At 69.4% G+C, this 14,252-nt stretch carries 12 protein-coding genes; 4 read left to right on the plus strand and 8 right to left on the minus strand.

Annotated elements, in window-relative coordinates; all coding sequences use genetic code 11:
* Positions 1-369 precede the first annotated feature (369 nt).
* Entirely contained in the window at positions 370-936 is a 567-nt protein-coding gene (locus tag M1M07_RS25960; protein WP_248676016.1) for a CsbD family protein, read from the plus strand.
* Positions 937-995: 59 nt separating this feature from the next.
* A complete protein-coding gene (locus M1M07_RS25965) occupies positions 996-1,658 on the plus strand; it encodes an IF2 family translation initiation factor (RefSeq protein WP_197255604.1) in 663 nt (220 codons plus the stop codon).
* Between the two features lie 364 nt (positions 1,659-2,022).
* Here the strand turns inward: M1M07_RS25965 and M1M07_RS25970 are convergent, their stop codons facing one another.
* The 4 genes from M1M07_RS25970 to M1M07_RS25985 all read right to left on the minus strand — a co-directional run bounded on the left by M1M07_RS25970 (position 2,023) and on the right by M1M07_RS25985 (position 4,848).
* Complete coding sequence (locus M1M07_RS25970; RefSeq protein WP_248676017.1) at positions 2,023-2,958, minus strand: NADP-dependent oxidoreductase; 936 nt, start codon at positions 2,956-2,958, stop codon at positions 2,023-2,025.
* Positions 2,959-2,981: 23 nt separating this feature from the next.
* A complete protein-coding gene (locus M1M07_RS25975; protein WP_248676018.1) occupies positions 2,982-3,671 on the minus strand; it encodes an NADPH-dependent F420 reductase in 690 nt (229 codons plus the stop codon).
* A 55-nt stretch (positions 3,672-3,726) separates the two neighbouring features.
* Positions 3,727-4,215, minus strand: a complete 489-nt coding sequence (locus M1M07_RS25980) for a helix-turn-helix domain-containing protein (RefSeq protein ID WP_197255610.1) — start codon at positions 4,213-4,215, stop codon at positions 3,727-3,729.
* Between the two features lie 177 nt (positions 4,216-4,392).
* Positions 4,393-4,848, minus strand: coding sequence for a GAP family protein (locus tag M1M07_RS25985; RefSeq protein ID WP_248676019.1), 456 nt, complete (start codon positions 4,846-4,848; stop codon positions 4,393-4,395).
* 92 nt (positions 4,849-4,940) lie between these two features.
* Here M1M07_RS25985 and hpxO point away from each other — a divergent pair, with 92 nt between their 5' ends.
* Positions 4,941-6,104, plus strand: coding sequence for an FAD-dependent urate hydroxylase HpxO (hpxO, locus tag M1M07_RS25990; protein ID WP_248676020.1), 1,164 nt, complete (start codon positions 4,941-4,943; stop codon positions 6,102-6,104).
* Between the two features lie 31 nt (positions 6,105-6,135).
* Here the strand turns inward: hpxO and M1M07_RS25995 are convergent, their stop codons facing one another.
* From M1M07_RS25995 to M1M07_RS26010, 4 genes are all read right to left on the minus strand, one after another.
* Positions 6,136-7,014 (minus strand): sulfurtransferase, encoded by an 879-nt coding sequence (locus M1M07_RS25995; protein WP_248676021.1) that lies wholly within the window; start codon positions 7,012-7,014, stop codon positions 6,136-6,138.
* A 123-nt stretch (positions 7,015-7,137) separates the two neighbouring features.
* Positions 7,138-8,562 carry an FAD-binding oxidoreductase gene (locus M1M07_RS26000; RefSeq protein ID WP_248676022.1) on the minus strand — a complete coding sequence of 475 codons (1,425 nt, stop codon included), beginning with the start codon at positions 8,560-8,562 and terminating at the stop codon, positions 7,138-7,140.
* A gap of 84 nt (positions 8,563-8,646) precedes the next feature.
* Complete coding sequence (locus tag M1M07_RS26005; protein WP_248676023.1) at positions 8,647-11,724, minus strand: AAA family ATPase; 3,078 nt, start codon at positions 11,722-11,724, stop codon at positions 8,647-8,649.
* Positions 11,725-11,839: 115 nt separating this feature from the next.
* A complete protein-coding gene (locus M1M07_RS26010) occupies positions 11,840-13,240 on the minus strand; it encodes an ABC transporter substrate-binding protein (RefSeq protein WP_248676024.1) in 1,401 nt (466 codons plus the stop codon).
* Positions 13,241-13,642: 402 nt separating this feature from the next.
* Between M1M07_RS26010 and M1M07_RS26015 the strand changes: the two genes are divergently transcribed.
* A partial coding sequence (locus tag M1M07_RS26015) for an NADAR family protein (RefSeq protein WP_248676025.1) occupies positions 13,643-14,252 on the plus strand: 610 nt, incomplete at its 3' end.

The following is a 14,252-nucleotide window of genomic DNA, read 5'->3' on the forward strand; positions in this document are numbered from 1 at the left end:
ATACGATTTCGGCTACTGACATCGCGCAGACTCGAAAGTCCTTGTCGGCCAGTGTAAGAGCCGGGATATGCCCGCGGCCGGGTAGCGGTGGTGCGACTGAGGAAAGACGATCTGCCACACGGCCCTGTATTAGTCGACCAGGCGCTGCGCACTCTCATGGACATGCTGATGCGTCGCGCAGTATCGGGTGGTGCGGCTTCGGTCGAGACGAATCGCGAGGTCCTGGGTGACGAGGTCCTGGTGATCTCGTCGACCTCGTCGGCGCGCACATCCACCCGCTCGAGCTTCTCGAGGATTGAAGCCGACCGCGCCGGGCTACCCCTTCCCGCGGGACCGTCCTCTTCGTGTCCCGTACGGAAGGAGATCAGCGTGGCCGAAGACAGCGCATCCGACAAGGCACGCCTCGGGTTGAAGCAGACCGTGGTCGGCAAGGCGAAGGAGGTCGCCGGAGCTCTGACCGGCAACGATTCCCTCACCACCGAAGGCCGCCTCGACCAGGAACAGGCCCGGCAGGCCAGGAAGGCCGACACCCTCTCCCACATGGCAGAAGCCGAGGGCGAAGAGGCGGTCGAACAACTCGACGCCGTGCGCGAAGCCGGACGGCAGGAACGCGAGGCCGTGCAGGACCGGACCGAGGCCGCCGAGTCGCAGGCCGAGCGAGAGGCGCGGGTCCGCAAGCAGGCCGCCGAACTCGAATACCAGGAGAACGTGGTCCGGGAACAGGCCGACGCAGCCCGCCAGGCCACGGCTGCCGAGCAGCAGGCACGCCGCGAGGAGAACGCCCAGGTCACGGATGCTGCTGCGGAGGTCGCAGCCGCCGACGAGAACCACCGTCGCGCCTCCCACGACGCCGAACGCGCACGTCTGGAGGCCGAAGAGGAACGCCGCAAGGCCGAAGCCCTCGATCGGTCGCTGACCGACGGGCCGGATCGCTGACGAACACCCCCGACATTCCCTACCGGAGCTGTACCCCCATCGAAGTTGGAGATGTGCCGATGAACCTCACCACCGTGCCCAAGAGCGTCCTGCGACTGCAGTACATGATCGCCCGGTTCCCCCTCGGGTTGATCGAACAGCAGTTGCGGTTCTTCCTGCCCACCGACGCCCCGCCGCGCCTGATGTACGAGCGGGGGCTGGGCATGCTGGACGGCATCGTCGGCAGCGTGCTCGACGACCAGGAGATCGCCATGCGCGGGGCGCGCGCCACCGAACACGCCGACGCTGTGAAGCGCGCGGAGAAACTCGATGCCCAGGCCGAGGCCGAGAAGCGTGCCGCGGACGCCGAACTCCGTCGGATGCGTGAGCGGGCCGCCGCCGAGCAGGAAGCCGCACGGCGCGATCGTGAGGAGGAAGTCCAGCAGGCGCGGGAGCGTGCGCAGGAACGCGCGAAGCAGGCCGAGAAGGAAGCCGAGCAGAAGAAGGCCGCCGAGATCGCGAAGGCCGATCAGGAGGCCGCCGCGAAGCGTCGGGCCGCCGAGACGGCCAAGAAGAGGGAAGAAGAGCGCATCCGCAGGGCCGAGGAGGAGGCCGCCGAGCCCGTCAAGGTCTCCCTCAAGGATGCGGTCGCCAAGCAGCTCGAGGCGAAGGAGGCGGAGGAGCGCGCACACGATGCGGGCGAGGTTGCCGAGTACGAGAAGATCGAGCACAAGAATCCCTGAGTGCTTCGGCAGAGCCCTGAGCGCAAAGCGCCTCGGTAGACCCAGCGCACAGACGACGAGACCCCGGTGCATCCTGTGCACCGGGGTCTCCTCCGTCGGAAATAGCCGCGGATCAAAGCGCGGATCAACAGCTTCCGCAGGCGACGCTCGAGCCCCGGCCGCAGCCGCGCAAGTACCGGCCCGCGTCGTACCGGCAGGACCGCGTGAACAAGCTCGGCGCGCAGAGGGAGACGCCGGCGGAGCCGATCATCACCGACCGCGCCCCCGAAACCGCCACCCCAGCGAACGACCTCGACTGTGGGTTTCGCCATACCGGCCGGCGGCGCGCGGTGACGGCAGGCCACCCGCGCGCCGCGTCGAGACCTCAGAGGAACGGGTTGCCCGACAGGTCCAGGACGAGTTTGCCGCGCGAGTGCTTGGCGTCAAGCAGGCGGTGCGCCGCCACGATGTCGGTGAACGGGACGGTCCGCACGGGCAAACGCAGCGCGCCGTCGACGACGGCGTGCACCAGTCGGTCGAGTCTCTCGGGTGACCGCTGCACCCGCACGAGGGGTACCCCGTGCGAGGTCGCGGTTTCCGGGACCAGGGTCACGGCCCGACCGCCGGACCGCCGCACAGCGGTGGCCACGTCCCCGGCCTCTCCGGTGCCTGCGAGGTCGATCGAAACGGTGACCCTTCCCGGTACGGCCTCTCGGATCCGGTCCGCGAGGCCGTCGCCGTAGACGACGGGCGTCGCGCCGAGGTCACGCAGGTGGTCCTGGTTCGATTCGCCGGCGGTGCCCACCACCGTCACGCCGTCGGCGACCAGCAGCTGGGTCAGGACCGTCCCCACGCCACCAGCAGCGCCGTGCACCACCACGACGTCACCGGCTCGCGCATCGGTCGCCTCGATCGCCGTGACCGCGCTCTGACCGACGCCCGACAGTCCGCCTGCGACGGCCCAGTCCAGTGCGGCGGGCTTGTGCACGAGCCGGCCGGGGTCGGTGTCGACGAGTTCGGCGTCGGCTCCGGGCGTGCCGAAGCCGATCACGTCGTCGCCGACCGTGTAGTCGCCGACGCCGGCACCGACGGCGACCACGGTGCCGGCGAACTCCGTGCCCGGCACGTGCGGGACCGCGCCACCGAACGCGCCGGAGCGGATGCGGGCGTCGACCGGGTTGAGCCCGCCGATTCGCACCGCCACCCGCACGACGCCGGGGGCGGGGGGCTCACCGACCGGCAGGTTCTCGATCCGGATGACGTCCGGCGGCCCGAATTTGCGCACCACGGCGGCGCGGTAGGTGGTCTGTGATGTGGTCATGGCGACGTCCTCTCGGTCGGTGGTCAGAGCGCGAAGACCGGTTCGTCACCGGCCAGTGCCCGGAACTCGTCGGCGTCGAGCCGGGACCGCCCGTACCTGCCGTGAACGTCGTTGAACCGTCCGCCGATCTCGAGGTCACGGGATCGGGAGATGTCACCGACCAGCCACGGCAGCCATCCCGTCTGCGCCAGCAACGGCCGGACGACCTCCGCGGTGGTCTCGGAATCCGCCAGGAAGGGCAGCACCGCGGGCGGGTCCTGGTCGGCGCCCTCGTTGACGAAAGCGGTCGCAAGATTCGAAAACGCCTTGGCATGGCCCGTTCCGGAAGGCAGTAGCGTGGCGACGAACTGACCGGCCGAACCCTCGCTCGGACGGCGCGGGACGATGCCGTGGGGTGTGACGTCGAGCGGGTTGGAAACGTCGAGCAGGACCTTTCCCTGCAGCGCCGCACCGAGGTTCCCGATGACCTCCCGCTGGGGCCGATCCCACAGCGTGGTCAGTGCCACCACCTGGCCGTGCGCAACCGAGGACACGAGGTCCGGCTCGACGGTGACGGTGGTTCCGGCGGCGGCAACCGCGCGGACGATCTCCGCCGCAGCGCGAGCCTTGGCCGGATTGTGGTGGTGGAGAGTCACATCCACGCCGTGGGACGCGAACAGTGCTGCAATGGCGGTGCCGTGACGACCGGGACCGATGACGACGATGGAGGGCATGAGGTGGCTCCTTGTTGTGCGCGTGGAGGGGGGTGAGGTGTGCGGGACCGGCCGGTCAGTTGGGGTCCGTGCCGGACTGCTCGGCATCGTGACGCTCTCGGGCCTGGGCGACCCGCGGCGCAAGCTTCATCACCACGTAGACGAATTCACTTATCGCGGAACATATTTCGAAACCGATATCGGTCAGCGCGTATTCCTCGCGGCTGGCCGACCCGGGGACGGGGCGACGTTCGACGAGTCCGTCGCGCACGAACCGCTGCAGCGTCTGCGCGAGCATCCGGTCGTTGACACCGGCGACGCACCGTTTGATCTCGCTGTAGCGCATCGAACCCGAACGCAGGGCGGTCAGGATCGACATCGCCCACACCCCGCCGACGGTCTCGAGTGCGGCGCGGATGCTCCCGGCGCCGTCGTGCAGGTCCTCGATCGCAACCAGTCGATCGTCACGTGCCTCGATACGTTCGACGACCTCGGCCGCACGGGCGGCCAGTTCGCCGTCCGTCGCCGATTGTGCCGATTCGTCGGCCGCTTCCCGTTCCGTCATGCTTCATGTCTATCACTCTTGTTTCAAGAGCAATAGCGATTCACTCTTGAAATGAGAGTGATGTTCCTCTCACGGGGCTCTCACATTTCGGTACGGTTGCACCGGGGTCTCCTTCGTCGGAAATAGTCGCGGATCAGAGCGCGGATCGAAGTTGGGCACGACCGCCTTCGACCACCGTCACAAACCGCCGAGTCCCTTCCCGATCACCGCAGCGCCCATGAGCACCAGCACGATCGCCATCACCTGGTGATTGTTCGCGCGGAGCCACTGCGAAAGGGTGTCGAGCCGTTCGCGCAAGCGCTGCGCCGCGATCGCGTACCCGAGGACGTGGATGAGCACGCTCGATGCCGCGATCACCGTGTAGATCACCAGCGCCACCACGGCTTCGCCGGTGCCGATCACCAGCCCGGCGGAGACGTACAGCAGCAGGTTCTTCGGATCGACAGCCGAGAGTGCGATGCCGAGACCGGTGGCCTTCGGGAAGTTCAGCCGGTCGATCGCCTGCATCCATTTCGGGACCGATGCGTCGCCGCGGGCGCGCCATTGCCTGCCCGCCAACACGATCAGCAGTTCGATGGCGACCTTGATGGTGGCGACGATGGGGATCGGTGAGATCGCGACCCCGACCACCACGGTCGGGCGGGCGTAACACGTCCGTGAAACGCGTGTCGAATCAATGTTACAGGAGCGCCATACGGTGATCGGCGTAGTCGACGTGAGGAGCAATGCGGGTGAAGGCCATCATCATCGGCGCCGGAATGGGCGGACTCAGTGCGGGAATCGCGTTGCGGCGCATCGGCTGGGATGTCGAGGTGTACGAGCAGGTGGTCGAGAACAAGCCGGTGGGCGCGGCGATCTCGTTGTGGTCCAACGGTGTCAAGTGCCTGAACTATCTGGGTCTCGAGAAGCTGATCGCCGCTCTCGGCGGGCAGATGGACACCATGGCCTACCGGGACGGGTTCACGGGCGAGACGATGACCGAATTCAGTCTCCGGCCGGTCGTCGAGCAGACCGGTCAGCGGCCGTATCCGGTGTCGCGCGCCGAACTCCAGTCGATGCTCATGCACGAACTGGGCCTCGAACACATCCGGCTCGGGAAGCGCATGGTGGACATCGCCGACGACGGTGACGCCGTGACCGCGACCTTTGCGGACGGCAGCACCGCCACCGGCGACATCCTCATCGGCGCGGACGGCGCGAAGTCCCGCACCCGCGACTACGTGCTCGACGAATCCGTGGAGCGGCGCTACGCGGGATACGTCAACTTCAACGGGCTCGTCGACATCGACGAAACGATCGCCCCGGCCACCCAGTGGACGACCTACGTCGGCGACGGCAAGCGCGTGTCCCTCATGCCGATCGCCGGCGGGCGCTTCTACTTCTTCTTCGACGTCCCGCTGCCCGCCGGGCTCGACTACGACCGGTCGCAGGCGAAAGAGGTTCTCTCCGAGTACTTCTCCGGATGGGCGCCGCAGGTGCACAAGCTCATCGGCATGCTCGATCCGCTCGCGGTCAACCGCGTCGAGATCTTCGACATCGACCCGTTCGACACGTGGGTGAAGGGCCGCGTCGCGCTGCTCGGCGACGCCGGGCACAACACCACACCCGACATCGGCCAGGGCGGCTGCTCGGCGATGGAGGACGCCGTCGTGCTGGCCATCGCACTGCAGACCAACACGCTCGGCGTCGAGGACGCTTTGATCCGCTACCAGAACCGCAGGACCGCCCGCGCGGGTGACCTGGTGCTGCGCGCCCGCAAGCGCTGCGACGTCACCCACGCGAAGGATCCCGAGGTCACCCAGGCCTGGTACGACGAACTGCGCACCGAGGACGGCACCGGCATCATCCGCGGCATCGTGTCGAACATCGTCGGCAACCCGCTCGGCTGACGGGGACCGGCCCCGCTCGAATCCTGGGCGGCTACCGGGGATCGGCGCCCACCGTCAGCGGCAGCGACGCGTCGGCGGTCCACGCGGTCAGCGATCCGTCGTACACGGCGACATCGTCGCGCCCGGCCAGCTCGAGCGCATGCGCGACACCGGTCGCGGCGATGCCACCACCGCAGTACGTCACCGGGGTGATCCCCGGATCGAGCAGGCCGGCCTCCTCGAACAGCGCCCGCAACTCGGCGACCGGCCGCAGAATGCCCGTCTCCGGGTCCCGGATCCGCGCGACCGGCAGGTTGATGCTGCCGGGAATGTGGCCGGGGCGGGCATAGGTGCTGGTGTCGCCGCGGTAGGTGGCGGGATCGAGGACGTTCACAAGGACCGTGTTGTCGTCGTCGATCGCGTCCCGCACCTGCTGCGTGGACCGGATCAGGTCGTCGCGGCGCCGGGCGGTGAAGGTCACGGGGGTCGGCGAGACAGGAGTGTCGGTGACCGGCGCGCCGGCGGCCTTCCAGGCGGGCAGGCCGCCGTCGAGCACCGCGACGTCGTCGAATCCCTCGAGGCGGAGGTGCCACCAGAAGCGGGTCGCCCAGTAACCGTCGTGCTGGTCATACACGACGACCCGGACGCCGTCGCCGATGCCGAGCGCGCCTGAGGCGGCCGCGAACCGCTCCGACGCGGGCGCCGTCCACGCCTCGGCGGAATCGGGATCGGCGAAGTCGGTGAGCAGATCCGCGAACACGGCACCGGGAATGTGCGCGGAATCGTAGGTGGCCCGCCCCGGTTCGACCGAATACGGCCCGTCCTTCGGCAGGGTCAGGTGCGTGCTCGAGTCCACGACGACGAGCGTGGAATCGTCGAGGTGATCGCGAAGCCACTCGACCGAGACGATGTCCGGGAACTGCTGACCCATGGTGACCTCCGGGGTGCGGGAAACGATGGCGGCGAGCCTATCGGCCCGCCGCCGGTCCCGGCGAGGTCAACGCTCACGGTGAGTAAATCCCTCGACGGTCACGTCCACCGGAGCTTCCGGCGTTCAGGTGGCGACAGCACCCGAATCCGTGGCGGGCCGCACGTTCTGGTTGATGTGGAACACGTTGTCCGGGTCGTAGCGGCCCTTGACGGCGGTGAGCCGGTCGTAGTTGCCGCGATACGACGCCCGCACCCGGTCCTGGCCTTCCTCCATCAGGAAGTTGACGTAGGCGCCGCCCGCCGACGTCGGGTGCAGGGCCTCCCAGTAGTCCCGGGCCCACTGCGAGATGAGCTCCGCATTGGCCGGATCCGGATCCACACCGACGATGACCCCCGCCCAACCGCCGTCCCGGTAGGAGAACGGGGTGGCGCTCTCGGGGACACGCGCGGCGGCGCCGTCGATCGGATACAGGTGCATGGTGGAATGCCCCGTGGGCGGCGACGCACCGAACCGGCAGTGCACGTCGATCGCGGCATCGGAGATCTCGTTGAAGAAATCCGCTCGCCAATACCATTGCAGCCCAGCGGGATACAGTCCGTCGAATGCGCTCTGTAGCACGGTGAACGGCATGTCGTGCAGGCCGATCAGCATCGGCGACCCGAACGCCCTGATCGGTTCGAGCACCTCGTCGGCGCGGTCGTGCGGGCCCGTGTAGCACCAGACGATCGCGCAGGCCCCGCGTCCCCACAGTTCCTCGGGGAACGGCGCTGCGGGCGGCACCGTGATCAGGCCGATCCAGCCGCTCAACTCCTCCGGCAACGACGGCAGCAGTTCGCGGTACCAGCGCATCACGTCGGCGGTGTCGGCGACGTCGTAGAGCACCGGCCCGCCGATGATCGTGCCGTGCTCGCCGATGTCGTGGCAGCGGAACGTGAACGAGGTGACGATCCCGAAGTTCCCGCCCCCGCCGCGCAGGGCCCAGAACAGGTCGCTGTGCGAATTCTCGCTTGCCTTCACGAAGGATCCGTCGGCGAGCACGACATCGGCTTCGAGCAGGTTGTCCACCGTGAGGCCGAACCGGCGGGTCAGATAGCCGATGCCGCCGCCGAGCGTCAGACCGGCCACCCCGGTGGATGCCAGGAACCCGGACGGCGTGGCCATCCCGAACCCGACCGTCGCATGGTCGACGTCGCCCCACACGCATCCCGCGTCCGCCCGGACGGTGTGCTGTTCCGGATCGACGGTGGTGCTGCGCATCGCCGACAGGTCCACGACCAGCGCGCCGTCCCACACGCCGAGCCCGGCCGCGTTGTGCCCGCCGCCGCGGACCGCGAGCTCGAGGCCCCGTTCCCGGGCGAACCGGACGCAGGCGATGACGTCGACGGTGTCGCGGCACCGTGCGATCGCAGCGGGCCGTTTGTCGATCATCGCGTTGTAGACGGCACGGGCCTGGTCGTAGCCCGGGTCCGTCGGGGTGATCAGTTCCCCGCGCAGCCCCGCGGCCAGGTCGTCGAACGAGGTGCCGGTGGGGGTGGCTGTCGTGGTCATCGCGAACTCCTCTCGCGTGTTTCTCATGCTGCTTCCGACGGTAGGAAGGCGGCGTTCGCGCAGCGTTCGCCCGGCACGCGCCGGTCAGTGCGAGGGCGGAACGCCGAGGCCGACGAGGTCGCGGTCGCAGCGACGCACCAGGGCAACGCTGCCGTGCTCGCCCGCCAACCTCGCCGCAGCACGCAGTCGCGCCACGGCGTCCGGGGGAGCGTCGTATGCGGCGCGCATCCGCATCACCTCCGGCAGCCACCACCGGTCGTCGCGTGCCCGGGCGGCGACCGTCGCCGCGTCGAGGGTCGCGCGCGCGTCGCCGGGCCTCTCGCGGTACAGGTCCGCCAGCAGCGTCAGCCAGTACGGCATCCGGGCGAAGGAACCTGCCGCCCGCAGGTTGGCAATCCCGCGCCGGACCCTGCCGATGCCGTCACCGCCGGTCCGGGACCAGCCGTCGAGGATCAGTCCCCATTCCCGGTAGTAGGCGAAGTCGTACCGGTCGCACAGTTCCCGCAGTTCGGTGACCGTCTCGCGCAACTCGGGCCGGTCCCCGCACAACTGCCGGGTGACCGCGCCGTACGCGAGCGCGATGGTCAGGACGAACGGGTCCTCGCCGCGGCGGGCCAGCGTGATCGCCTCCCGGCAGCGCGTGCGCGCGGCGTCGTCGTCGCCGAGCAGCCAGTGCGCATGTGCCGCCCACGCGCAGCCGTGCACGTCCGGGCGGGTGCCGACGGTCCACGAATGCGCGCCTGCGGTGAGTTCGGCGGCCAGCGCGAAATGCCCCAGCGCCTCGGCCGGCCGGCCGAGACTCACCGCGGAACCCGCGTACGCGAAGTGCGCCGACCCGCACAGTTCGGTTCCGGGTTCCACCAGTGTCAATGCGCGCGTGACCGCCCGATGCGCTCCGGCGGTGTCGCCCTGGACGAACCGCGACGACCAGAGCCCGACGAGACCGACGATCGTCGACTCCGTGCGGCCCAGCGTGTCGGCGAGCTCGATCGAACGTTCGAGGGTGTGCTGCAGTTCGGGGGACGAATAGCCGTAGCGGGCGTTGAGCGGTGCCGCCAGGGCCTCGAGGATCGCGAGTTCCCGTGCGGCGGAATCGCTTCCCGGATGCTCGCGCACCAGGGCGAGAGCGTGCAGATGCAGCCGGACCGCGTCGGCATATGCGAACCTGCGGGTCGCGATCTCGGCCGCGCGCCGGTAGTACGGCACCGCCCGATCCGGGCGCCCACCGCGGGCGTACTGCTCGGCGAGTTGAGCCGACACCGGATCGGTGTCGTCGCGGTGCAGCAATTCGAGTGCCTGGGCGAGCCGCCGGTGCATCAGCCAGCGTTGCGGCGGCCCGACCGTCGCGTACGCGGCCTCGCGCAGCAGGTCGTGGGCGAAGTCGTAACCGTCGCGGAACTCGGTGACGATGCGCCGGCGCCACAGTTCGTCGACGGCCTGTACCACCGCGACCGCACCGAGATCGCTTGCCGTGGTGAGCAAGTCGAGCGTGAAATCGCGTCCGACCGCGGCGGCCAGGCCCGCCACCTCCCGCGCAGCCGGACTCGACTGCTCCACGCGGTGGTGCAGCACCGACGACAGACCGTCCACCGAGAGCGCGTCGTCCCCGTCGGTCGCGGACCGCATCGCTTCGACGATGTACAACGGGAAGCCCCCGGTCGCCGTGTGGAGTAGCCGCCGCTCCTCGATGGTGCGCGATCGTCCACCGATCGCTTCGGCCAGGCGGGTGCTGTCCGCTGCGTCCAGGGGGCCCAGCCGCAGTTCCGTCACCGTGCCCGACGAGGCCAGTCCGGTCGCCCATTCGGTGACGGCGGCCGCGCTCTCCGAGCTGTCGTCCCGCGCGGCCGCCGCGACCAGCAGGGGAGCGTCGGGCGTCAAGCCCAGGCAGAACGCGAGAAACAACAGTGTCTCCCGGTCGCACCACTGCATGTTGTCCAGGGTCAGCAGAATCGGGCGACCGTCGCCGACGAGGCCGCGGGCGAGTCCCTCGAAGAAACGATGCCGCTGCCAGGCGTCGGCCGATGCCCCGACCCCGCGTTCGGGGCGAGTCTCGCGCACACGATCCGCGTCGGCCTCGGGGGACGGCACGAGCCGTTCGACCTCGGCCCGCCATACCCGGGCGAGTCCCGATCGGCCCGCCGCGACCGCGGGGTCGCGCAACCAGTCGGCCACGGGTGCCAGCGCCAGCCCGGCGGAGGTTGCGAAGCAGCGGCTGTGTGCCACCGTCGCGCCACCGGCCTGCGCGATGTGCGCGATCTCGGTGAGCAGCCGGGTCTTTCCGACGCCCGCCCCGCCGCGGATGAGGATCGCGCCCGGTCGACCGGACGCCGCGCGCTGCCAGGCGGCGGCGAGACGGTCGATCTCGCGGGACCGCCCGACCAGTTCGACGGTCGTGCACCCGGTGCGGGCCGGGATCCGCCGGCCGGGTGCGGTGCCGAGAACCTGTTCGACGAGGGCGCGCGTCTGCGGATCGGGGAGGACACCGAGTTCACGTTCGAGCAGCGACGCGCAGCGGTGATAGGTACCGGCGGCGCCGGCTCGATCCCCGGTCTCGGCCTGCAGACGCATCAGGTTGCGATAGCCGACCTCCTCGAGCGGGGCGAGCCGGACGCGACGACGCGCGACCTCGATCGCCCCGGCGGGATCGCCCGTGCGGGTGAGGGCGCCGGACAGCAGATCGCACAGCTCCACGCATCGTCGTTCGCGATCGGATCGGATCTCGAGTGCCCAGTCGTCGAACACGCCGGGCAGGAACTCGCCGCTGTAGGCGTCCAGCGCCCTCCTCGCGTGGGTGACGAGAGCGCGGTCGTCACCGGACCGGGCCGCCCGCAGCGCCGCGGCGCGTTCGTTGTCGAAGACGCGCAGGTCGGCGCTGCTCGACGGGGTGTCGCTCCAGCACAGATCCTTCGCCGTCACCGTGAGTGACGGCTCGTCACCGAGCGCGTGACGCAGATGGTGGAGTTCGCGTCGCAGGTTGGTCAGGGATTGCCCGTCGGTGGAATCCGGCCAGAACAGGGTCGCGAGCCGCTGCCGGGGCTGGGGCGTACCGGCGTGAGCGACCAGGAAGGCGACGAGCGCGAGTGCGCGCGGCGACCGGGTCACCACGGCCCCGGTCGCATCGTCGGTGATCGCCTGTTCGCCCAGGACGGAGACGCGCAGCATGCCTTGTTGCTCCCGAGATCAGGTTAGTCCCCGTTCCCGGTCCGGTCGGTCGCGTCGACGCCGTGTGGCCTCGGGCTGAATCCCCGAGGCCACACGGCGTTTCTGTTCTGTCGGGCTACTGGACGTCGTCCATGGTCTTGCCGACCTCGGCGAGCGTCATCGGTGTGCCGAAGTCCGCGGTGAACTTGCGGGCGGGGATGTCGCACCGGTACAGACCGTTGTCCGGATCGAAATCGGCCGGCTTCCAGCCGTCTGCGGTGGCCTGCTCGACGTTGAAGCACGGCTGCGGCGGGATCGGGTTCTGCAGGTCGTTCGCGGCGTGCAAGCCACCGCCGGTCCAGGCCGTTTCCTGACGAGCGTTGTCGTACACGCACTTTCGGGTCAGCTCGTCGCCGCACGCGGCTGCGGACTTGGCGAACAGCAACCAGGACGACCAGGCGCGCATGGCGGGGAGGGTGATCTGGGCGTCGGGCGCGTACTTCGCGTAGAGCTCCTTCAGCTGTTCGACGGCGGGTTCGTCGCTTTCGAGCGGGGCGACACCGCTGAGGTCGACGATGTTGTTCTGGAAATCGGCGGAGCGACCGAGCAGGTCGAGGAACTGGGCGTTGTAGGCGTTGTTGTTCGGATCGATCCAGTCCAGCTTGTAGTCCATGTTGGTCAGGACCTCTTCGAGCTTGGCGAGCTGATCGAAGCTGCCCATGAAGATCAGGCCCTTGACGCCGTTGTTCTTGATCGCCTGGGCGTAGGGTGTCCAGTCCGACACCCCCATCGTCGGATACAGCTCGTTGTAGACGACCTTCGCGCCGATCGCGTCCAGGGTCTCGAGCGTCATCTGCTGCACGGCCTTGGTGATCGCCGAGTCGCCGTTGATGAGGCCGATGGCCTGCTTCGAATCCGGGTAGGCCTCGTCCACGGCCCAGGTGCGGAACCCGGCGTAGTTGTCGTAGCCGGGGACCTTGGACGGCGAGGCGCTGACCTCGAGGTCGGCGCCGGCGGCGCGTTCCTGCACGGCCTGGGCAGGGAAGCTCGGGAGCAGGCAGTTGAGGCGTTCCTTGACGCCGAGGGCGTCGAGGCCGGCGCCGCCGCCGACGAGCGCGAAGTCCTCGCGGCAGGCCTCGATCATGCGCTGGCGCGGTTCCATGAGTTTCGTGTCGCGGGTGTTGGCGACGAGGGTGCGGCCGTTGATGCCGCCGTTGTCGTTGCACCAGGACGTGAACACCTTTGCCGCGTCGACGAATTCGGAGTTCTTGGTGAATCCGATGTCGGAGAAGACGCCGACCTCGATCTGCTCGGCGGTGACGCCCTGCGTGGTGGCGGTCGAAGCGTCACCGTCCTGGCACACCTCGGTGAGGTCACCGAAGTCGGCGGACACCGCGGACGATCCGCCCTGTCCGGACGTGGTGCTGTCGGTTTCGGTGCCGGTGCGGCCGCTACAGCCGGCGGCGAGCAGTGCGACCGCCGCGACGGCGACGACGATGCGCCACTGCCCGGCAAGGAATGTGCGATGTCGATTCACGTGTGTCCCCTGGTCCTCTGAGCCTGCGCGATCGACGTGATCGGGCAGGGAGCCGGACGGGCGAAGTGCCCCCACCCACCAGGGAAACTGTCCTCTCCGGCTTGGAGAACGAAGATATTGCTTCGTCGTCCGCCAGGGACGGTTTTGGCGGAACCTGAGCGGACATTTCGGTCGAAGGGTGCACCGGGTCGCGCCCGGGCGATCGCGTCTGCGCCTCACCCGGCGGCGACGCAGCGTGGCCGAGGGCCGGCCTCCTCCGGTACCTGTTCGGGTCGCTTCGTCGAAAGAATGCGACCCGCGAAGCCCCCGAGAGCAGTTGCGGGTCACCGCCGCAGCCCGACTCGACGACAACGGGACCCGTCACCGATCCTTGTATCCGACGACCACCAGCACGGAGACGCAGTGACCCGCCAGAGAACCACCGACACCCCGACGGCCCTCGACGTCATCGACCTCGGCGCGCACCCGGACTGGCCGTTGCATCTGCGCCGGCCGGTGCCGATCGACTGGGCCGGCCGGACCTGGCCGACACCGGAGCACGCCTTCGCGGCCGCGCACACCACCTCGACGATCGCGTGGGATCGCATCGCCGACCCCGCCACGAGCAGCGAAGACGCGCACCGCATCGGCACCGGCGCGGTCCGCCGCGACGACTGGCCGACCGCACGGTTCACCGTGCTCCGCGAGATCGTCGCCGCGATGACCGCCGATCTCGTCGTCCGGGCCGCGCTGTCCGCGACCGGTGATGCCCTCCTCGTCGCCGCCGGCCCGGACAAACTGTGGGGCCGGCACCGGGACCGCGGGTACAAGACGCCGATCGGCCGCAACGAACTCGGCCGCATCTGGATGCGGCAACGGGCCGTCGACCGCGGCGACGACCCGGACCGATGGATCCGGGCGGCAGTGATCGGGCATCGCGAGCACCTGATCGTCGAGCCCGACACGCGCGAGTGGGTGCAGGCGGAGCTGTCGCGCCTGGCCACGAAATTGACTGCCGAGCACGGCACCGAGA

It is taken from the genome of Rhodococcus sp. HM1, assembly GCF_023218075.1.
In the GTDB taxonomy this organism is placed as follows: domain Bacteria; phylum Actinomycetota; class Actinomycetes; order Mycobacteriales; family Mycobacteriaceae; genus Rhodococcus.

What these genes read in the sequence shown, in the direction of transcription:
- M1M07_RS25965 (WP_197255604.1), top strand. Translation starts at nt 996, where the DNA reads ATGAACCTCACCACCGTGCCCAAGAGCGTCCTGCGACTGCAGTACATG.
- M1M07_RS25970 (WP_248676017.1), bottom strand. Translation starts at nt 2,958, where the DNA reads ATGACCACATCACAGACCACCTACCGCGCCGCCGTGGTGCGCAAATTC.
- M1M07_RS25975 (WP_248676018.1), bottom strand. Translation starts at nt 3,671, where the DNA reads ATGCCCTCCATCGTCGTCATCGGTCCCGGTCGTCACGGCACCGCCATT.
- M1M07_RS25980 (WP_197255610.1), bottom strand. Translation starts at nt 4,215, where the DNA reads ATGACGGAACGGGAAGCGGCCGACGAATCGGCACAATCGGCGACGGAC.
- hpxO (WP_248676020.1), top strand. Translation starts at nt 4,941, where the DNA reads ATGCGGGTGAAGGCCATCATCATCGGCGCCGGAATGGGCGGACTCAGT.
- M1M07_RS25995 (WP_248676021.1), bottom strand. Translation starts at nt 7,014, where the DNA reads ATGGGTCAGCAGTTCCCGGACATCGTCTCGGTCGAGTGGCTTCGCGAT.
- M1M07_RS26000 (WP_248676022.1), bottom strand. Translation starts at nt 8,562, where the DNA reads ATGACCACGACAGCCACCCCCACCGGCACCTCGTTCGACGACCTGGCC.
- M1M07_RS26005 (WP_248676023.1), bottom strand. Translation starts at nt 11,724, where the DNA reads ATGCTGCGCGTCTCCGTCCTGGGCGAACAGGCGATCACCGACGATGCG.